This window comes from Streptomyces sp. NBC_01474 (assembly GCF_035918215.1).
In the GTDB taxonomy this organism is placed as follows: Bacteria; Actinomycetota; Actinomycetes; order Streptomycetales; family Streptomycetaceae; genus Streptomyces; species Streptomyces aureus.
Genome location: NZ_CP109449.1, coordinates 6,378,874 through 6,397,500, shown reverse-complemented (window position 1 = coordinate 6,397,500; position 18,627 = coordinate 6,378,874). Strand labels below are relative to the sequence as shown.

General features: G+C 71.9%; 14 protein-coding genes. 2 read left to right on the top strand and 12 right to left on the bottom strand.

The window, feature by feature from the left end; translation table 11 throughout:
- Positions 1–551 precede the first annotated feature (551 nt).
- Positions 552–1,559 carry a stage II sporulation protein M gene (locus OG758_RS29305; RefSeq protein WP_326712687.1) on the bottom strand — a complete coding sequence of 336 codons (1,008 nt, stop codon included), beginning with the start codon at positions 1,557–1,559 and terminating at the stop codon, positions 552–554.
- Positions 1,560–1,669: 110 nt separating this feature from the next.
- Between OG758_RS29305 and OG758_RS29300 the strand changes: the two genes are divergently transcribed.
- Positions 1,670–2,608: an RDD family protein gene (locus OG758_RS29300; RefSeq protein ID WP_326712686.1), complete on the top strand. Its 939-nt coding sequence runs from the start codon at positions 1,670–1,672 to the stop codon at positions 2,606–2,608.
- A 17-nt stretch (positions 2,609–2,625) separates the two neighbouring features.
- Here the strand turns inward: OG758_RS29300 and OG758_RS29295 are convergent, their stop codons facing one another.
- From OG758_RS29295 to OG758_RS29255, 9 genes are all read right to left on the bottom strand, one after another.
- Positions 2,626–3,240, bottom strand: a complete 615-nt coding sequence (locus OG758_RS29295) for a hypothetical protein (protein ID WP_326712685.1) — start codon at positions 3,238–3,240, stop codon at positions 2,626–2,628.
- A gap of 124 nt (positions 3,241–3,364) precedes the next feature.
- Positions 3,365–4,828, bottom strand: a complete 1,464-nt coding sequence (gene ahcY, locus OG758_RS29290) for an adenosylhomocysteinase (protein WP_326712684.1) — start codon at positions 4,826–4,828, stop codon at positions 3,365–3,367.
- A gap of 236 nt (positions 4,829–5,064) precedes the next feature.
- Positions 5,065–6,069, bottom strand: coding sequence for a cation diffusion facilitator family transporter (locus OG758_RS29285; protein WP_326712683.1), 1,005 nt, complete (start codon positions 6,067–6,069; stop codon positions 5,065–5,067).
- Positions 6,070–6,196: 127 nt separating this feature from the next.
- Entirely contained in the window at positions 6,197–7,348 is a 1,152-nt protein-coding gene (manA, locus tag OG758_RS29280) for a mannose-6-phosphate isomerase, class I (RefSeq protein WP_326712682.1), read from the bottom strand.
- 62 nt (positions 7,349–7,410) lie between these two features.
- On the bottom strand, positions 7,411–8,535 hold the full coding sequence (locus tag OG758_RS29275; protein WP_326712681.1) for an SIS domain-containing protein: 1,125 nt from the start codon (positions 8,533–8,535) through the stop codon (positions 7,411–7,413).
- A gap of 45 nt (positions 8,536–8,580) precedes the next feature.
- The gene (locus tag OG758_RS29270) at positions 8,581–8,751 is read right to left on the bottom strand and encodes a Trm112 family protein (protein WP_100597970.1); all 171 of its coding nucleotides are present in this window, start codon (positions 8,749–8,751) and stop codon (positions 8,581–8,583) included.
- A 109-nt stretch (positions 8,752–8,860) separates the two neighbouring features.
- Positions 8,861–10,225, bottom strand: a complete 1,365-nt coding sequence (locus OG758_RS29265; protein WP_326716071.1) for a phosphomannomutase/phosphoglucomutase — start codon at positions 10,223–10,225, stop codon at positions 8,861–8,863.
- A 68-nt stretch (positions 10,226–10,293) separates the two neighbouring features.
- Positions 10,294–11,910 (bottom strand): L-lactate permease, encoded by a 1,617-nt coding sequence (locus OG758_RS29260; RefSeq protein WP_326712680.1) that lies wholly within the window; start codon positions 11,908–11,910, stop codon positions 10,294–10,296.
- A 142-nt stretch (positions 11,911–12,052) separates the two neighbouring features.
- Positions 12,053–12,430 carry a DUF3499 domain-containing protein gene (locus tag OG758_RS29255; protein ID WP_206302118.1) on the bottom strand — a complete coding sequence of 126 codons (378 nt, stop codon included), beginning with the start codon at positions 12,428–12,430 and terminating at the stop codon, positions 12,053–12,055.
- A gap of 322 nt (positions 12,431–12,752) precedes the next feature.
- Here OG758_RS29255 and OG758_RS29250 point away from each other — a divergent pair, with 322 nt between their 5' ends.
- A complete protein-coding gene (locus tag OG758_RS29250; protein WP_326716070.1) occupies positions 12,753–13,208 on the top strand; it encodes a metallopeptidase family protein in 456 nt (151 codons plus the stop codon).
- Positions 13,209–13,233: 25 nt separating this feature from the next.
- Here OG758_RS29250 and OG758_RS29245 read toward each other — a convergent pair whose 3' ends face one another.
- On the bottom strand, positions 13,234–14,727 hold the full coding sequence (locus OG758_RS29245) for a DUF5719 family protein (protein WP_326712679.1): 1,494 nt from the start codon (positions 14,725–14,727) through the stop codon (positions 13,234–13,236).
- The gene (locus OG758_RS29240; protein ID WP_326712678.1) at positions 14,724–18,434 is read right to left on the bottom strand and encodes a glycosyltransferase family 2 protein; all 3,711 of its coding nucleotides are present in this window, start codon (positions 18,432–18,434) and stop codon (positions 14,724–14,726) included. Before OG758_RS29240 ends, OG758_RS29245 begins: the two co-directional genes overlap by 4 nt.
- Positions 18,435–18,627: the final 193 nt, after the last annotated feature.

Here is an 18,627-nt window from a genome sequence, read left to right as displayed (position 1 = left end):
GAATAATCCCCACGATTCACTGCGTCCTCGCTAGTGCGCCTCACCCCGGTGTGGGAGTGAGGACTTTTTCAAAGGAACCTCCAACCCACCAAAGGTGGGCCGGGGTTGTCAATCTGGCGTTGACTTTTGGCACGCTGTTGAGTTCTCAAGGAACGGACGCTTCCTTTGTACTCACCCGAGAGACTCTCTCAGGCTTTCCTCCGGGCAGTTTCCCTTCGGTCTTGCGTTTCCGACTCTATCAGACTCTTTCGTGTCCGATTTCCTCGGTGCCTTTCAGGTTTCCGCTCCGGCCTTTCGGCTTTTCGCGTTTCCCTTTCCGGCGGTTCCGACTTTATCAGAAGTTCTCGGCCGGATTGACCGGCGTTCATTTTCCGATTTATCGGGGGTGCGCTTCTGGAGAAGAATTCTCGGAAGCGAGCTAGACCCTAGTCGTTGCGGGTGACTCTGTCGAATCCCAGGCAACTGTTCAAATCTACCTCCCCAGACCGTCAGTGTCAACGGCTTTTTTGGGGCGAGGAGGAGACTAGCAGGTCAGACGCCGTGAACGCACATCAGGCGGCGGTGGGTACGGAGGCACTGCGCTCCGCCTTGTCCAGGTCTCCCGTCTCGCCGGCGCGAGCCGCTCTGCCGCCGAGCACGTAGACGTAGACGAGAAAGGCCAGCTCGGCGAGGACTCCGATGGTGATGCGGGCCCAGGTCGGCAAGCCCGAAGGGGTGACGAAGCCTTCGATGGCGCCCGAGATGAAGAGGATGAGCGCCAGGCCGATCGCCATACCCAGGGCGGCGCGGCCTTCCTCGGCGAGGGCCGCGCGGCGGGTTCGGGGGCCCGGGTCGATGAGGGTCCAGCCGAGGCGCAGGCCCGTACCGGCCGCTACGAAGACCGCCGTCAGTTCCAGGAGGCCGTGCGGCAGGACCAGGCCCAGGAAGGTGTCGAGGCGGCCGGCCGAGGACATCAGGCCGATGCCCACGCCCAGGTTCAGCATGTTCTGGAAGAGGATCCAGAGGACCGGGAGGCCCAGGAAGATGCCCAGGACCAGGCACATGGCGGCCGCCTGGGCGTTGTTCGTCCACACCTGGGCGGCGAAAGAGGCTGCGGGGTGGCTGGAGTAATAGGTCTCGTACTGGCCGCCCGGGCGCGTGAGGTCGCGCAGTTCGGACGGGGCGGCGATCGACGCCTGAACTTCGGGGTGCGTTCCTATCCACCAGCCCAGGAGGGCGGCTATCGCGGTGGAGAGCAGTGCGGTGGGGACCCACCAGTGGCGGGAGCGGTAGACCGCCGCGGGGAAGCCTTGGGTCAGGAAGCGGGTCACGTCGCGCCAGGAGGCGCGGCGGGTGCCTGTCACGGCACTACGCGCGCGTGCCACCAGTTGTGTGAGGCGGCCGGATATCTGGGGGTCCGGGGCGCTGGACTGGATCAGGGAGAGGTGGGTCGCGGCTCGCTGGTAGAGGGTGACGAGTTCGTCGGCTTCGGCGCCGCTGAGGCGGCGTCGGCGGCGCAGCAGCGCGTCCAGGCGGTCCCACTCGGCTCGGTGGGCGGACACGAAGACGTCGAGGTCCATCGGGTCGGCTGCTCCTCGGCTGCTGTTGTTGTGGCTACCTCTGCGGCGCGATGTGCCCTCAGCTTGGCAGACTGGCGGTTCCGAGGGCAGGGCAGGGAAGGACGGCCGGCGTGAGTGAGCTTGTGACGGGCGAGGCGGTGGCTCTTGAGCTGCGCCCCGCGAAGCTGCCCAGTCGGGCATTGGCGGTGGTCATCGATCTCATCGTGGCGTTCACCGTGTACATCGTGGTGACGATGGGGATCGTGGCGTCCACCGCTTCCCTGGACGATGCGGCGGCCGCGGCTGTGGCGGTAGCGACGTTCGTGCTGGTGCTTGTCGGGGTGCCGATCGCGGTGGAGACGCTGAGCCATGGGCGTTCGCTGGGCAAGCTGGCGTGCGGGCTTCGTGTGGTGCGGGACGACGGGGGGCCGATCCGGTTCCGGCATGCGCTGGTGCGCGGGGCCGTCGGGGTCGTGGAGATCCTCATGACGTTCGGGGTGGTCGCGTGCATCGCGTCGCTGGTGTCCGAGCGGGGGCGGCGGCTCGGGGACGTGTTCGCGGGGACGCTCGTCGTGCGGGAACGGGTGCCGGCAGGGCCGGCGCGGTTCGTGCCTCCGCCGCCTCCGTGGCTGGTGGGGCGGTTCGCCGGGCTCGATCTGTCGGGGGTGCCGGACGGGCTGTGGCTGGCGGTCCGGTCGTATCTGACGCGTATGGGGCAGCTGGATCCGCAGGTGGGCTGGGCGATGGCGGAGCGGCTTGCCGGTGATCTGGCGGCGTGTACGGGGGCTCCGGCGCCGCGGGATGTGCCGCCTGCGGCGTATTTGGCCGCGGTGGTGCATGAGCGGCAGTCGCGGGACGCGCAGCGGGCTTTCGGCGGCGGGGCGGTGGGGGTGGCTCCGGTCGGGGTGGGTCCGGTGGGTGGGCCGGGTCCGGTGTATCCGGGTGCCGGGGCGCCGGTTGGGCAGCCTGTGGGTCCGGCTGTCGCGGCGGCTCCTCCCACTCTCGATGTCGCGCCTGCGCGTCCTCGCGAGGACGAGGGGCCGGGTACGGGTTTCGTGCCGCCTGCCTGACGCGGGTCCGCCGTCTCTCAGGCGAAGGTCGAGGGCGGGGATTCGAGGTGTTCGAGCTCGATGCCGGGGGCGGCGAGCACCACGTCGCCGGCTAGGTGGACGGCCTGTCGTTCCCCCGTGTCCAGGTCTGTGACCTGGTATTCGTCGACGTTCAGGGGGCCGGTGTCAGTGGCGTGTGTTTCTGTTTTCAGCAGGGCCCAGGACTGGTCGAGGGTGAGGGGGGCCAGGACGGGGTCGGTGAAGCGGACCAGGCGGACGCGGGTCGCGGGGGAAGCGGGGGTGAGGCGCAGCAGGCGTGCGGTGGCGACGAGGAAGGCAGGCGAGGTGCCGGTGAAGGCGTGGGCGGGGGCATTCCCCTCGGTGGCGTAGGTGCCGGTGGGGTCGGTGCGTACCCAGGTGACGCCGTCGATGGCTGCTCCTCGTACCTGCCAGCTCGCCGCGTTGAGTTCGAGGCGGATGGGGCGGCCGAGTTCGTCGATGGCCAGGTCGACGGAGCCGGAGTGCTCGCCGGAGGGGGTGATGGTCTGGGAGACGTAGCGCCAGCCGGAGGGGCCGGGGGCGCAGTGGAAGTGTTCTTCGCCGAGGGGGGTGTGGTCGTGGGTGTCGTGGAGCGAATAGCGGCCGCGGGGCATGGGGGCTCTCGAGGTCCTTCGGGGTCGTGCGGACGTCGGATGGTGCGGGATGCCGGGCCGGTACGGGGCAGGCCCCCCGCACCGGAGTGCGAGGGGCCTGCGTAGCACCGGGGTCCGCTCGGGATCAGTAGCGGTAGTGGTCCGGCTTGTACGGGCCGTCGACCTCTACGCCGATGTACGAGGCCTGCTCCGGGCGCAGCGTCGTCAGCTTCACGCCGAGGGCGTCGAGGTGGAGACGGGCGACCTTCTCGTCGAGGTGCTTGGGGAGCACGTAGACGTCGGTCGGGTACTCGTCGGGCTTCGTGAACAGCTCGATCTGGGCCAGGGTCTGGTCCGCGAACGAGTTGGACATGACGAAGGACGGGTGGCCCGTCGCGTTGCCCAGGTTCAGGAGGCGGCCCTCGGAAAGGACGATGAGGACCTTGCCGTCGGGGAACTTCCAGGTGTGGACCTGCGGCTTGACCTCGTCCTTGACGATGCCGGGGATCTGCGCGAGGCCGGCCATGTCGATCTCGTTGTCGAAGTGGCCGATGTTGCCCACGATCGCCTGGTGCTTCATCTTGGCCATGTCCGAGGCCATGATGATGTCCTTGTTGCCGGTCGTGGTGACGAAGATGTCGGCCTTGTCGACGACATCGTCGAGCGTCGCGACCTGGTAGCCGTCCATCGCCGCCTGCAGCGCGCAGATCGGGTCGATCTCGGTGATGATCACGCGGGCGCCCTGGCCGCGCAGCGACTCGGCGCAGCCCTTGCCCACGTCGCCGTAGCCGCAGACGACGGCGGTCTTGCCGCCGATGAGGACGTCGGTGGCGCGGTTGATGCCGTCGATGAGGGAGTGGCGGCAGCCGTACTTGTTGTCGAACTTCGACTTCGTGACGGCGTCGTTCACGTTGATCGCCGGGAACAGCAGGGTGCCGTCGCGGTACATCTCGTAGAGGCGGTGGACGCCGGTCGTGGTCTCCTCGGTCACGCCGCGGATCTCCGAGGCGAGCTGGGTCCACTTCTGCGAGCCGTCGGTGATGGTGCGGTTGAGGAGCTCGAGGATGACGCGGTGCTCGTCCGACTCGGCGGTGTCGGCCGAGGGGACCTTGCCGTCCTTCTCGTACTGGACGCCGTTGTGGACGAGGAGGGTGGCGTCACCGCCGTCGTCCAGGATCATGTTCGGGCCGCCGGTGGGGGTGTTCGGCCAGGTCAGGGCCTGCTCCGTGCACCACCAGTACTCGTCGAGGGTCTCGCCCTTCCAGGCGAAGACCGGGACGCCCTGGGGGTTGTCCGGGGTGCCGTTCGGGCCGACGGCGATGGCCGCGGCGGCGTGGTCCTGGGTGGAGAAGATGTTGCAGGAGGCCCAGCGGACCTCGGCGCCGAGGGCGACGAGGGTCTCGATGAGGACGGCGGTCTGCACCGTCATGTGCAGGGAGCCGGTGATGCGGGCGCCGGCGAGCGGCTGCGTGGCGGCGTATTCCTTGCGGATGGACATCAGGCCGGGCATCTCGTGCTCGGCGAGGGTGATCTCCTTGCGGCCGAAGTCGGCCAGGGAGAGATCGGCGACCTTGAAGTCCTGGTCCTGCCGATTGTCGACAGTCGTCATAGGGAGCTTGCTCCTCGTGGTGGTGGGTCGAGGTGGGCATGGCTGGTCTGCGGCGATGGACATACGAGTGCCCGGCGCTCGCAGCGCAGTCCGTCGGAGGCCCTCTCTCCCTCGGCCGGCCCGTCGTGCGGGCCGCCCGACCGCCATCAGCAGCGACGTCTGGCTCAGTGACGAATCTACACCGATCGGCCCAGCCGGACCCAGCCCGCCTCCGGGTCCGGCGGTGAGCGGGGAGGTCAGTTGGCGTCCGGGCCCGGGCTGTCGGGGGCCGAGTTGTCCGGGGTCGGGCTGTCCGGGGTCTTGGCCGGGTTGGTGCCGGTGGAGGCGGCCGCCTCGTTGTAGATGTCCGGTTCGAGGTAGATCACACGGGCGATCGGGACGGCCTCGCGGATGCGGGCCTCCGCGGCGTTGATGGCGTTGGCGACCTCGGTGGCCGTGTCGTCGTGCTGGACGGCGATCTTGGCGGCGACGAGGAGTTCCTCGGGGCCGAGGTGGAGGGTGCGCATGTGGATGACGCCGGTGACGGTGTCTCCGTCGACGAGCGCGGTCTCGATCTTCTTGACGTCGTCGATGCCCGCGGCCTCGCCCAGGAGCAGCGACTTGGTCTCGGCGGCCAGCACGAGCGCGATGGCGATGAGCAGGATGCCGATGCACAGGGTGCCGATGCCGTCCCAGAGGCCGTCGTCGGTGGCGAGGGCGAGGCCGGTGCCGGCGAGCGCGAGGACGAGACCGATCAGCGCGCCGAAGTCCTCGAGGAGGACGACGGGCAGCTCGGGTGCCTTGGCGCGGCGGATGAACTGGGACCAGGTGAGCTTGCCGCGCAGCTCGTTGGACTCCTTGATGGCGGTGCGGAACGAGAAGCCCTCGGCGATGATCGCGAAGACGAGGACGCCGATCGGCCAGTACCAGTTCTCGAGCGCGTGCGGGTGCTTGATCTTCTCGTAGCCCTCGTAGACGGCGAACATGCCGCCGACCGAGAAGAGGACGATGGAGACGAGGAAGGCGTAGATGTAGCGCTCGCGGCCGTAGCCGAAGGGGTGTTGCGGGGTCGCCTCGCGTTGAGCCTTCTTGCCGCCGAGCAGGAGGAGGCCCTGGTTGCCGGAGTCGGCGAGCGAGTGGACGCTCTCGGCGAGCATCGAGGACGAGCCGCTGAAGAGGAACGCCACGAATTTCGCCACCGCGATCGCGAGGTTGGCGGCGAGTGCCGCCACGATCGCTTTTGTGCCGCCTGAAGCGCTCATGTGTTCCCGATGTCCCTTCGTACGCCGTCCCGGTCCTGGTCGTACGGATCTGTCCGCGTACGCCGTCCCGGGCTTTGCCCACCCTTTGCGGTGGGTCATTGTTGCAGCCCGGGACGGCTGGGGCGCGTCAGGCCACCACGGTTGCCCGGAAGAGCGTGCCGACTCCGGACACTTCGGCCTTTTCGCCTGCGGGGACGAACACCGACTGCCCTGCGGTGAGGGCGAGTTCACCGGCGTGGACGGTGCCCGCGGTGCAGAGCAGGATCTGCGGGGTCCCGGCGGTCACGTCGTGCGGGGCTGCGCCCTCGGGCAGGACGTGGCGGGAGAGGCGGAATTCGTCGATGGGGGTCGCGTAGACCTCTTCGCCGTCGGGGGACGCCTCGGGGCGGAGGATGCCGGGGTCGGTGGCCTCGAAGCGGACGATGCGCAGGAGTTCGGGGACGTCGACGTGCTTGGGGGTGAGGCCGCAGCGCAGGACGTTGTCCGAGTTGGCCATGATTTCCACGCCGAGGCCGTCGATGTAGGCGTGCGGGACGCCGGCGCCGAGGAAGAGGGCCTCCCCGGGGTTGAGGCGGACGTGGTTGAGCAGCATGGCGGCGATGACGCCGGGGTCGCCGGGGTAGTGGTGGGCGAGCCCGGCGTAGGGCGCGTAGTCGCCGCCGAGGCGGTCAGCTGCGGCCTCGGCCTCGGTGACCGTGGTGGCCATCTCCGCGGGGTCCGCGCTCAGTACGGCCGTCAGGACCTCGCGCAGCGCGGCCTCTTCGGGGTGGGCGCGCAGCAGGTCTGCGTAGGGCTTGAGGGAGTCGACGCCGAGTCCTTCGATGAGGCGTGCGGCCTCTTCGGGGGCGCGGAATCCGCACAGGCCCTCGAACGGCGTGAGGGCACAGATCAGTTCGGGCTTGTGGTTGGCGTCCTTGTAGTTGCGGTGCGGGGCGTCTATGGGGACGCCGGCGCGCTCTTCGGCCTCGTACCCCTCCTTGGCCTGGGCGAGGTCGGGGTGGACCTGGAGGGAGAGCGGGGCGCCCGCGGCGAGGAGTTTGAGGAGGAAGGGGAGGCGGGGGCCGAACTTCGCGACGGCCTGCGGGCCGAGTTCACGCTGGGGGGCCTGGTCGATCACCTCGTTGAGCGCGCCGCGCCCGGTCTGTGAGGGGGCTCCCGGGTGGGCGCCCATCCACATCTCGGCCTGCGGCTCGCCCGTCGGCTCGGCACCGATGAGGTGCGGGATGGCGGTGGTCGAGCCCCAGGCATAGGGGCGGACGGTGTTGGTGAGGCGGTCCATCAGGTGTTCTTCTCCGTACGCGGGTCAGGGGCCGGCCGGTGTTCGGACCGGCCGGTTCCACGTCATGCGCCCGAGGCGAGCGCGAGGTAAACGGCGGCGAAATCCGTGACGGCGATCAGTTCGGCGAGGGTTTCCAGTTCGTCGCCCTCTTCGGGTTCGAGCTCGCTGATCGGGGTGTCGTGGCCGAGGGCCAGCTCGCGGGCGGCGGGCGCGGCGGTGAGGCCGCCGGGCCGGTCGCGCAGGAGGACGACACGGACGCGCATCGGCTGTTCCTCGTCGACCCGGTCGCGGAAGAAGTCGTCGGGGTCGGCTCCGCCCGCGAGGTCGCCGAGGAGGAGGCGGCCGTGCGCGGGGAGCGCTCCGGGCAGGTCGGATGCGAGGGCCGGGCGGCCGGCGAGTTCGGCGAGCGCGGCGGCGAAGCGGCGGCCTGCCGGGCCCGCGGCGTGCCCTTCGGTCCAGATCAGGGGCAGCGCGTCGGCGAGCTCGGCGGCGAGGGTCTTGGCGGGGTTGCTGTAGGTCGCGATGGCGGGGCCGCAGCGCTCGGCGGTGCGGTCGAGGCGGTCGGCGACCTTCTCCAGGGTCTCGGCCGGCGCGGAGAGCAGGCCGGTGCGGTCCAGGAGGGAGAGCAGCGGGGTGAGCAGGGCCCACAGGGCGCCGGGTGCGGAGGCCGCGGCGGGTTCGTCCTCCTCGTAGGGGGCGGTCGCCATCGGTACGAACAGGCCGTGTGCCCCGGCGACGGCGTCGCTCAGGGGGGCGCCCGCGGGGCTGACGGCGACGATGGTGCAGCCACGCCGGTAGGCCTGCTCGACGAGGAGGCCTAGGCCCGGTTCGGTGCCGTCGGTGGTCGCGATCAGGAGCAGGTCCACGGGGCCCGCCCAGCCGGGCAGCTCCCAGCGCAGGGCGCCCGCGGCGGGGGCGACTCCGGTGGGGCGCAGTCGGGCGACGGGGCAGGAGGCGCCGGCGAGCCTGTTGAGCAGGTCGGCGACGCAGGTGGCGGCGAGGCCGGGTCCGGCGAAGAGGACGGCGCGCGGGCGGCCGTCCGGTTTGAGCTGGGTGATCCCGGCCTCCGCGGCGTGCCGGACCGCGGTGCGGACGCGGGCGCCGGCCTCGGCGGCGCCGCGCAGGAGTCCGCGGCGGTCGACCCTGGTGAGGGCCTCGGGGGCGTCGAGCAGCGTTTCGTCGAGCATGGTGTCAGCCTCCGGGACGGCCCGTGCGGGGCCTGGGGGTGGGACCTATGCGGGGCGGCGGGCCTCGTCCACGAGGAGTACGGGGATGCCGTCGCGGATCGGGTAGGCGAGGCCGCAGTCCGATCCGGTGCAGAGCAGCTCGGCGTCCGCCTCCTTGAGGGGGGCGTGGCAGGCCGGGCAGGCGAGGATCTCCAGGAGGCCGGCTTCGAGCGGCATGGGGTGTCCCTTCGGCAGTGTGAATGTGTGTGCGTGCGGCCTGGTCAGCGTACCGCCGGGGGCGGGGGCACGGCTGCTCGGACGGGGTTCCCGGCGGGTGTGGCCGTGGTCAGGCCCTGATGATCGCCAGGACCTCGTCGCGGATCTTGGTCATCGTGGCTTCGTCCCTGGCCTCCGCGTTCAGTCGGAGGAGGGGCTCGGTGTTGGACGGGCGGACGTTGAACCACCAGTCCGCGGAGGTGATCGTCAGGCCGTCGAGTTCGTCGTGCGTGATGCCGTCCCGGCCGGCGTACTCGGTCTTGATCGCGGCGAGGCGGGCGCCCTGGTCGTCGACCGTGGAGTTGATCTCGCCGGAGCCGCTGTAGCGGTCGTACTCGGCGACCAGGGCGGACAGGGCGCCGCTCTGGCCGCCGAGGGCGGCGAGGACGTGGAGCGCGGCGAGCATGCCCGTGTCCGCGTTCCAGAAGTCGCGGAAGTAGTAGTGCGCCGAGTGCTCGCCGCCGAAGATCGCTCCGGAGGTGGCCATCTCCTGCTTGATGAAGGAGTGGCCCACGCGCGTGCGTACCGGTGTGCCGCCGTGCTCCTTGACCACCTCGGGGACGGACCAGGAGGTGATCAGGTTGTGGATGATCGTGCCCGTGCCGCCGTTCCTCGCCAGTTCGCGGGAGGCGACGAGGGCGGTGACGGCGGACGGGGAGACGGGATCGCCGTGCTCGTCGACGACGAAGCAGCGGTCCGCGTCGCCGTCGAAGGCGAGGCCGAGGTCGGCGCCCTCCTCGCGGACGCGCTTTTGGAGGTCCACGAGGTTCGCCGGGTCGAGCGGGTTGGCCTCGTGGTTGGGGAACGTGCCGTCGAGCTCGAAGTACATCGGGACGAGGTCGAGCGGCAGGCCCGCGAAGACGGTCGGGACGGTGTGTCCGCCCATGCCGTTGCCCGCGTCGACGACGACCTTCAGGTGGCGGATCTCCGTGAGGTCGACGAGGGAGCGCAGGTAGGCCGCGTAGTCGTCGAGGGTGTCGCGCCGGGTGAGGGTGCCCGCCTTCACGGCGGTCTCGGGGGCGCCCGTCTCCAGCCACTTCTCGGCCAGTTCGCGGATCTCCGCCAGGCCCGTGTCCTGTCCGACGGGGGCGGCGCCGGCGCGGCACATCTTGATGCCGTTGTACTGGGCCGGGTTGTGCGAGGCCGTGAACATCGCGCCGGGCAGGCCGAGCGCGCCCGACGCGTAGTACAGCTGGTCGGTGGAGCACAGGCCGATCTCGGTCACGTCGGCGCCGAGGGCGGCGGCGCCGCGCGCGAAGGCCCGGGTGAGGCCGGGTGACGAGGGCCGCATGTCGTGTCCCACGACGATGGCCGCGGCGTCCGTGACGCGCACGAAGGCGGCACCGAACAGCTCGGCGAGGTGCTCGTCCCACTGGTCCGGGACCACTCCGCGTACGTCGTACGCCTTGACGATCTGCGACAGATCAGCAGCCACGGTCACCCAACTCTCCTGAAGTCCGCTTCGGACAGCACAAACTACCCGTACGGACCGACAGTCAGCTGTCAGGGCAGCATCCAGCCCAGGACCGGGGAGCTCTGCGCCATCACGATCAGGCACATCACGAGCAGCAGTCCCGCGCTCCACGGCAGCACCTTGCGCAACAGGTCCCCCTCCTTGCCCGCGAGCCCGACGGCGGCGCACGCGATGGTGAGGTTCTGCGGCGAGATCATCTTGCCGAGGACGCCGCCCGAGCTGTTCGCGGCGGCGAGCAGCTCGGGGGACAGGCCCGACTGCTGGGCGGCGGTGACCTGGAGTGCGCCGAACAGGGCGTTGGCGGAGGTGTCGGATCCGGAGACGGCGACGCCGAACCAGCCGAGTACGGGCGACAGGAACGCGAGGCCCGCACCGGCCGCGGCGACGAAGTGCCCGATGGTGGCGGCCTGCCCGGACAGGTTCATGACGTAGGCGAGGGCCAGGACGCTCGTCACGGTGAGGATCGCGAAGCGCAGCTCGTACACGGTCGCCAGCCACTCGCGTACGGCCACGCGCGCGTGGACGCCGATGACGGCGGCCGTGATCGCGCCGGCGAGGAGGACGAGGGTGCCGCCGGTGGAGACGAGCGGCAGGGTGAAGACGTTGCCGCCGACGGGCTTGCCCTCGGGGTTCGCGACGTTCAGGAAGGGCCAGTCGAAGACGCGTGTCGCCTGGGCGATCCAGTCCTTGACCGCGGGGATCTGCGCGATCGAGAAGATGACGACGATGAGCGCGTACGGGGCGTAGGCGCGCAGGACCTCGGGCCGCGGGTCGTCCTGGTCGAGCTCCTCGCTGCGTACGCCGGTCAGGACGGCGGCGCGTACGGGTTCGGCGGCGGGCCTGCGCGCGTGCGGCACGGCGACGAGGGCGCCCGCGCCGATGAGCGCGGCCCCGATGTCGGCGAGCTGTGCGGAGACGTAGTTCGAGGCGGCGAACTGGGCGGCGGCGAAGGCGACTCCGCAGGCGAGGGCGGGTATCCAGGTCTCGCGCAGGCCGCGCCGCCCGTCCACGAGCCAGACGAGGATGAGCGGCACCAGCAGGGCGAGCAGCGGTGTCTGACGGCCCACCACGGAGGCGACGGAGTCGAGCGGGAGCCCGGTGACCTGGGCGAGGGTGACGACGGGGGTGCCCATCGCGCCGAAGGCCACGGGCGCGGTGTTGGCGACGAGGGCGACGACGGCCGCCTTCACGGGGTCGAAGCCGAGCGCGACGAGCATCACGGAGCAGATCGCGACGGGTGCCCCGAATCCGGCGAGCGCCTCCAGCAGGGCGCCGAAGCAGAACGCGATGACGAGGGCCTGGATGCGCGGGTCGTCGGACAGCCGCCCGAAGGAGCGGCGCAGGATGTCGAAGTGCCGGGTGCGGACGGTCATCCGGTACACCCACAGGGCGTTGACGACGATCCACATGATGGGGAAGAGCCCGAAGAGCACCCCCTGTGCGGCGCTCGACACGGTCTGGCCGACGGGCATCCCGTAGGCGAGGCAGGCGACGAGGGCGGCCACGGCGAGCCCGACGAGGCCCGCGAGGTGGGCCTTCATGCGGACGGCGCCGAGCAGGACGAGCACGGTGACCAGGGGCAGGGTCGCGACTAGTGCGGACAGACCGAGCGATCCGGCCACCGGTTCAAGCTGCTGGACGAACACGGGCGCCTCCCGGGGCTCTGGGTGGCGAAATTGTTGTGTCCGCAACAAACTCAGGTCAATGAGTGGGACGAAGGAGATTCCGTAAAGGGGAAACCGAAGTCCGAATCCGGCCGCCGGCCCGGCTACCGGGTGGGGGTCCGGCTCAGTTGTCCGGTGAGCGCAGCACCCGCAGATGGCCGCGGCGTGCGACCTCCATCGGGTCCGCCGTGCGGGGGCCCGAGCCGCCCGCCTCGGCCGCGCGCTCCTGCGGGCGGGCCGCCTCACGCACGGCGTTCGCCAGGGCCTCCAGATCGTCGCCGCTGGGGCGCGAGGGGCCGGAGGTGTCGGCGAGCCGGACGACCTCCCACCCGCGCGGGGCGGTGAGGCGCTCGGAGTGCTCGGCGCACAGGTCGTAGCAGTGGGGTTCGGCGTAGGTGGCGAGGGGGCCGAGGACCGCGGTCGAGTCGGCGTAGACGTACGTCAGCGTCGCGACGGCGGGACGGCCGCAAGCGGTGCGCGAACAGCGACGTACAGGGCTCACAGCGATGGACGGTACCGCACTCTTGAGCGGGCCGCGACGACTCCCCGGGAGGTCACCCCACCGTGTCGTGGTGCGCAGCGGCGCACACAGGGTTCCGGGAGCGCCCCGCTGACCTGCGCGGACCGGGGGTGGTACGCCCCGCGCCCCTGGTGCGCGTGGTCACCGGGCGGGGCAAATACCGACAGGAGCCGCGCGGTCACCGGTCCGGGAGGGATGCCGAATCGCGCCCAAGTTTGGCTTGATCGGTCAGGAAGCGACATGCCGGTTCCGTGCGGGCCACCGCGGGCGGGTGCGTGCGCGGGAGGACTACGCTGCGTCAGTGATGGAGAACCCCGTACCGCCCCCCGCCGCAGAGCCGAAGCCTCCCCGCCGCCGCGACCGGCACGGCAGGGGCATGCGAGGGCCCGTCGCCCCTCCTCAGGTCCCGCTCTCCGCGAGCCGGGCCGCGGGGTTCGCGGATCTGGTGCAGGACTCCGTGGAGCGGCTCGAGCGGCGCTTCCCGCAGCTCGCCGACATCGATTTCCTCATCCTCGATGTGCCCTCGGTCGGCACGGCCGGCGAGGGCTGGAGCGACGAGTCGGTGACCCTGGGTTCCACGATCGCGGCGCGTGAGGGGCACCCCGCGCGCGTGGTCGTCTACCGTCGCCCGGTCGAGATCCGCACCAAGGGCCGCGACGAGCGCGCGGCCCTTGTGCACGAGGTCGTGGTCGAGCAGGTCGCCGAACTCCTCGGCCTGTCCCCGGAGACGGTCGATCCGCGCTACGGCGACGAGGAGTGACCCGGCGGACCGGGTCACGTCGAGATCACTTCTGCAGTACCGACAGATCCTGGTCCGCGTGCGGCACCGAGACCGTCCCCCGGTCGTCCGGGAGCGTCTGGACCGTGAACATGGGGACGCCTGGGACGTCGGCGTCGGACACGTCCAGCATCCGCGAGCCGTAGACCTCCCCGCCCGACACCTGCTCCACCGTCAGCGCGTACGACCCCTTGAGCCCCGCCGGGACCGGCGGCCGCACGGACATCGTCGTGCCGCCCTTCACGGTGTACGTCTTCGTGACCGGGGTCCCGCCCTCGGTACCCGCCGACGCCGTCACCTTGACCGTGCCCGCCGCGCCCGGCGCCGTCAGCGACAGCGTCGAGCCCTTCGCGCGGTTGTCGGCGACGGTCGCCCGCGCGCCGACGGGCCGGGTCGCCGGGATGAACGCCGACTCCTGGTCGGCGCCCTTGCCGCGCACGACGCGCAGGGCGGCCACGACCGGGGCCGAGTCGCCCGTGGGCGTCAGGACGAGGGAGCCGGCCTCGCCGCGTGTCACGTCGCCGAGGTCGACGGCGGCCGTCATCCCCGACTTCATGTGCAGGCTCTCGTGCCCGGCCGGGGTGATGCGGCCGGTCGGGGTGGCCAGTTGGATCTTCAGGTCCGCGTCGTTGTCGCCGGGCGTGAAGGCGACCAGGCGCACGCTCGTGGCGTCCTTCGGGATGCCGGGCAGGACGACCGTGCCCGCGGGGTCCGCGGACGCCGGGAGCCAGTCGCCGCCGAGCTTGTCGTCCGCGGCGAGGACGGCGGCGGCGACCCGGCCGCTGCGGGCCGTCACGTGGAGCGTGACGTTCGTCTGCGGCTTGTCGGTGAGGGTGGACAGCAGGACCGGCACGCTGGAGTGCGGCTGGACCTGGATGCCCTCGCCCACATCGGACTTGATGGCACCGTTCGCCCCGTACAGCTGGACGTCGACGACTGCTGCCGAGTCGTCCGGGTTCGTGAGGTGGATGTAGTCGCTGCGCTCCTTGGCGGTGGAGGCGCCCGGGAACCAGAAGTCCGTGTCCGGCGCCGAGCAGTTCACCCCGAGAAGACCGCGGCCGGTGCCGGCGGCCACCTCCGTCGTCTGCTGCACGGTCCAGCCGGGCGCGAGATTCCCGTCGGCGCTCCCCACGAGCGCGGGCGACTCGGCGCCCGACGACTCACCGGCGACGGGCTTGCCCGGCTTCAGCGGGGACAGCACCGGCTTGTCGGCCTTGCCTTTGCCGCTCCCGGTGCCGTCCGTCAGCTCGCGCGTGGCCGGCGACAGGGCGGCCTTGCCCGAACTGCCCGACCCCTTCGAGGCCGGTGTGTACGAGGTGTACACGGTCTCGGCGAGGTCCGACGTGCTCGGCGCGGGGCACAACAGGCTGGAGCGCTCCACCGGCAGCCGCGCGGCCGCCTTCGCGGAGTCGCCGCCGCCGGGCGCGGTGGCCGCCGCGAAACCGGTGACGGCTGCGAGGGCCGCGGCCGCGGCGATCAGGGACAGGGTGGTGCGGTTCACTGCTGGCTCCCGTCGGGGCGCTCACTGTCGGTGCCGTGCGGCGGCTGCGCGGGCGGCTGCGGCTGCTCGTACGGGGCGTCGTAGGCCTGCTCCCCGTACTGCTGCTGGGCGTTGTACGTGTCCCCGTAGGCGTACGGGTCGTACTGGCCGGCCTGGTAGGGGTCCGCCTGATAGGGATCCGCCTGCTGGGTCGGGTCGTACGTGCCCTGATAGGCGCCGCCCTGGTACTGCTGCTGATCGCCCGCGGGGTACTGGCCGTAGTCGTCGGCCGCGTACGTGGGGGTGTCCCACTCGCCGTACGACGGCTGCTGCGGCACACCGGCCGCGGCGAGCTCCTCCTCCGAGGGCGGCGGGGGTACCGCGCCGTCCGTGTCCTCGGCCGCGGCCTGTTCGGCCTCCGCCTGGGCGCGCAGGCGGCGGGCCCTGCGGCCCTCGCCCTCGACGGCCTGCGCGGGCACGACGGGCTCCTCGGGGAGGTCGTCGTCCACGTCCCTGCGCCGGCCCGGCAGCGCGAGCACCACTAGGACGAGAGCGAGCACGCCCTGCGCCCACAGCCAGGCCGCGTGCGAGATCGGCGCGTCGAACGTGACGTCCAGGCGGCCACCCGTGGCGGGCAGTTCGAAGCCCTGCGCCCAGCCGTCGACGGTCGTCTTCGTCAGGGGCGCGCCGTCCAGCGTCGCCGTCCAGCCCTCGTCGGCCGTGTCGGCGATGCGCAGGACGCGGCCGGCCTTGCCCTCGGGGATCTTCGTGTGCAGTTCGACGGGGCCCGCGGCGACGGGCTGCGGCTCGTCGGACCCGGACACGATCGCGGCGCGGGAGACCTGCCGGTCCACGCGCCACAGGGCGGTGCCGTCCTGCTGGCTGAGCCGGGACAGGCCGGGCGTGGAGTCGAGGACGCGGCTCATCTGCCGGGGCGCGCCCGCCCGCACGAGGACGTAGCGCACGGCGAAGCCGCCGAGCTGGTCGGCCTGGTCGGCGCCGGAGCCGGCGACGAGGTTGGCGACGACCTTGTCGAGCTTCTTGTTGCTGCCGCCCGCCTCGGTCAGTTCGGCGTCACCGAGGCGCGCGCCGGCGCCGCGCACCAGGGTGTACGACACCCTGGCGGCCGAGTCGCTGTCCATGACGAGGGTGCGGGCCTGGTCCTGGGTGTCGCTCTCCTCGGCGACGAACGCGGGCACCTGGGTGGGGTCGCGGCGCTCCAGGGGGCCGTCGGCCCCGCGGATCATCCAGCCCGCCGCGGCGAGGAGCGGTCCGGCCACCGCGGCGAACGCGATGAGGGCCGCCACCGGCTGCCGCCAGCCGAAGCTCTGCTCGGCCACGCGCGAGCGTGCCCCGTCGGCGCCGAGCACGGCGGCGGCGAGGAGGGCGATGCCGTAGACGAGGGTCGCGGGCCCGGCCCAGGCCGAGCTGTTCGACAGGGCCGCGAAGACCAGGGCCACCAGGGCGATCGCCCAGGCGGTGAGGACGGCGGCACGGCGCTCGGTACGCAGGAGCGCGGCGAGCCCGGCGAGGACGATGCCGATGAGCAGCAGTCCGCCGAGGGTGCCGGAGCCGCCGGGCGAGGCGCCGAGCAGGCCGAGTGCGGACGCCGACCCCTTCCCGTACGGAAGGCCCGCCTCCTTGAAGAAGCCGAACGGAAGCAGCGTCAGCGACCAGGGCGCGAGGATCAGGAGCGGGGTGCCGAGCGCGGCCAGGAAGCGGAGCCCGTACGCGGTGATGTCGCCGCGGCGCACCGCGAGGAGCGCGATGCCGAGGACGAGCGCGATCGGCCACACGATGGGCGTGAAGGCCGTCGTGAGGGTCAGCAGGAGGGCGTACGCCCAGGTGGCGCGCCAGCTGCCGCGCGCCCCCGCGTGGTTCATCAAGCCGCTGGCGGACAACCCCGCGCGCGCGATGAGCGGCAGCACGATCGCAAGGACCGCGGTGCCGATCCGGCCGCCGGCGAGCGCGCCGGTGGCGGCGGGCAGGAAGGCGTACGCGACCGAGGCCCACGCGCGCAGCAGGCGCGAGGTGACCAGGGGGCGCGAGGCGAAGTAGGCGGTGAAGCCGGCGAGCGGCACCGAGCAGACGAGGAGCACGGTGACGGCGAGTCCGGTCGAGCCGAACAGGAGCGTGGAGAACGCGGCGACGAGCGCCAGGTACGGCGGCGCGGACTGGGTGCCGCCCGTGCCGGCCGCGTGCCAGCCGTCGAGATAGCGCGACCACAGGGCGGACGCGTCACCCGGAGCGGGCAGCAGCGCGCCGCCCGCGAGCGCCCCGCCGCCGAGCAGCGCGCGGCAGGCGATGAGCGACACGAACAGCAGCACCACGAAGAGCACCGGTCCCGGCTTGCGGGCGATGCGCTTGAGACGGGCGAACTGCTCGATCTCCAGGAAGTCCGCGTCGTCCCCGCCGGGGCCGGACTCGACGGCGCTGCCGTGCCGTCCCGCGGCGTTGATCTCGGGGTCGGACGCGCCGAAGACGCTGCCCGCGACCTGCTCGACGGTGAGCCGGACCGTGGCGCCCGGCGGCGGGAAGAGCGGCCGCAGTTCCTTGGCGTCGACCACTCCCTTGCCGCGCCTGCGGCGGGCCGCGAGGATCCGCTCGGGCCGCAGCAGGGTGCCGAGGAGTCCGGTGATCTCGTCGAGCGCCTGGCCGGGAACCTTGCCGACCAGGTACGCGAGCGTACGCGCGAGCGTGCCGATGACGAGGCGCAGGAGCACCCAGGGCAGCACGGCCGTAGGGGCGTTGACGAGCAGGGTGTAGACGGCGCCGGCCTTGTCGACCTTGTGCGGCGACGTCGCCGTGCGGCCCACGCAGTCGACGGTGCGGCGCTCGCGCGAGGAGGCCTCCGCGTGCCGGACGACGGCGTCGGGGGCGATGACGACGCGGTGCCCGGCGGCCTGGGCGCGCCAGCACAGGTCGACGTCGTCGCGCATCAGGGGCAGCCTGCGGTCGAACCCGCCGAGCTGTTCGAAGACATCGCGCCGGATCAGCATGCCGGCGGTGGACACGGACAGGACGGGTCGCACGTGGTCGTGCTGCCCCTGGTCCTGCTCGCGGCGGTCGAGGCCGGTCCAGCGGCGCCCCGAGTTGGCGATGGAGACGCCGACCTCGAGGAGCTGCCTGCGGTCGTACCAGCCGAGCAGCTTGGGTCCGACGACGGCGACCTCGTTGCCGATCTCGCGCTCGTTCTCGACGACGCGCAGGAGTTCGGCGAGCGCGTCGGGCTCGGGCGCGCAGTCGTCGTGCAGGAGCCACAGCCACTGCTCGGGCTCGCCGTGCGGCAACTCCGGCATGTCGTAGGCGTCGTCGCGCCAGCTCCGGCTGACGGGGTCCCAGCCGCTGGGGCGCTTGAGGTACGGCAGCTCCTCCTGGGTCAGCACTCCCGCGGTGCGCGCCGCTTCGTCGACGGCCTGGCCGAAGCCGGTACGGCGGGCCAGGTGGAGAACGCGCTCGTCGCCGATGGCGTCGGCGATCAGCGTGGCGGAGGCGTCCGCGCTGCCGGTGTCGGCCGCTACGGCGCTCTGTACGGGGCGCTCCTGGCCGAGCAGTCCTGACAGGACGTCGGGCAGCCAGCGTGCTCCGTCGTGGGAGACGAGCACGGCGGTGACGACATGTCTGGGGAACTCGGGTGGCCTGGCCGGGTCTGGCCCTGCGGCGTGCCCCGGGTTGAACGCGGCTGCGGCAGTGTCGAATTGGCCTGCCGAATGGCTGTGCACGGACATCGAGGTACGGGCCCCGGTTCGTTGGACTGCGGTGGACGCCTGTGCCCCGCGGGGCGCTGGGTCGTCTCGGACGGGGCCCCACACTAACGGCTGACAACAACGGCGGCCCGCCCCCTGTGGACAACCCAGGGCGACGGGCCGATCGCTACGCGGAAAAGAGTCTTCGGACGGCGTCCTTGCTGCGGTCCTCGGT

Bases quoted from the DNA above. Each gene is read 5' to 3' on its own strand.
- OG758_RS29305 (WP_326712687.1), bottom strand. From the start codon at position 1,559: ATGGACCTCGACGTCTTCGTGTCCGCCCACCGAGCCGAGTGGGACCGC.
- OG758_RS29295 (WP_326712685.1), bottom strand. From the start codon at position 3,240: ATGCCCCGCGGCCGCTATTCGCTCCACGACACCCACGACCACACCCCC.
- ahcY (WP_326712684.1), bottom strand. From the start codon at position 4,828: ATGACGACTGTCGACAATCGGCAGGACCAGGACTTCAAGGTCGCCGAT.
- OG758_RS29285 (WP_326712683.1), bottom strand. From the start codon at position 6,069: ATGAGCGCTTCAGGCGGCACAAAAGCGATCGTGGCGGCACTCGCCGCC.
- manA (WP_326712682.1), bottom strand. From the start codon at position 7,348: ATGGACCGCCTCACCAACACCGTCCGCCCCTATGCCTGGGGCTCGACC.
- OG758_RS29275 (WP_326712681.1), bottom strand. From the start codon at position 8,535: ATGCTCGACGAAACGCTGCTCGACGCCCCCGAGGCCCTCACCAGGGTC.
- OG758_RS29270 (WP_100597970.1), bottom strand. From the start codon at position 8,751: ATGCCGCTCGAAGCCGGCCTCCTGGAGATCCTCGCCTGCCCGGCCTGC.
- OG758_RS29250 (WP_326716070.1), top strand. From the start codon at position 12,753: ATGGAGAACCCCGTACCGCCCCCCGCCGCAGAGCCGAAGCCTCCCCGC.
- OG758_RS29240 (WP_326712678.1), bottom strand. From the start codon at position 18,434: ATGTCCGTGCACAGCCATTCGGCAGGCCAATTCGACACTGCCGCAGCC.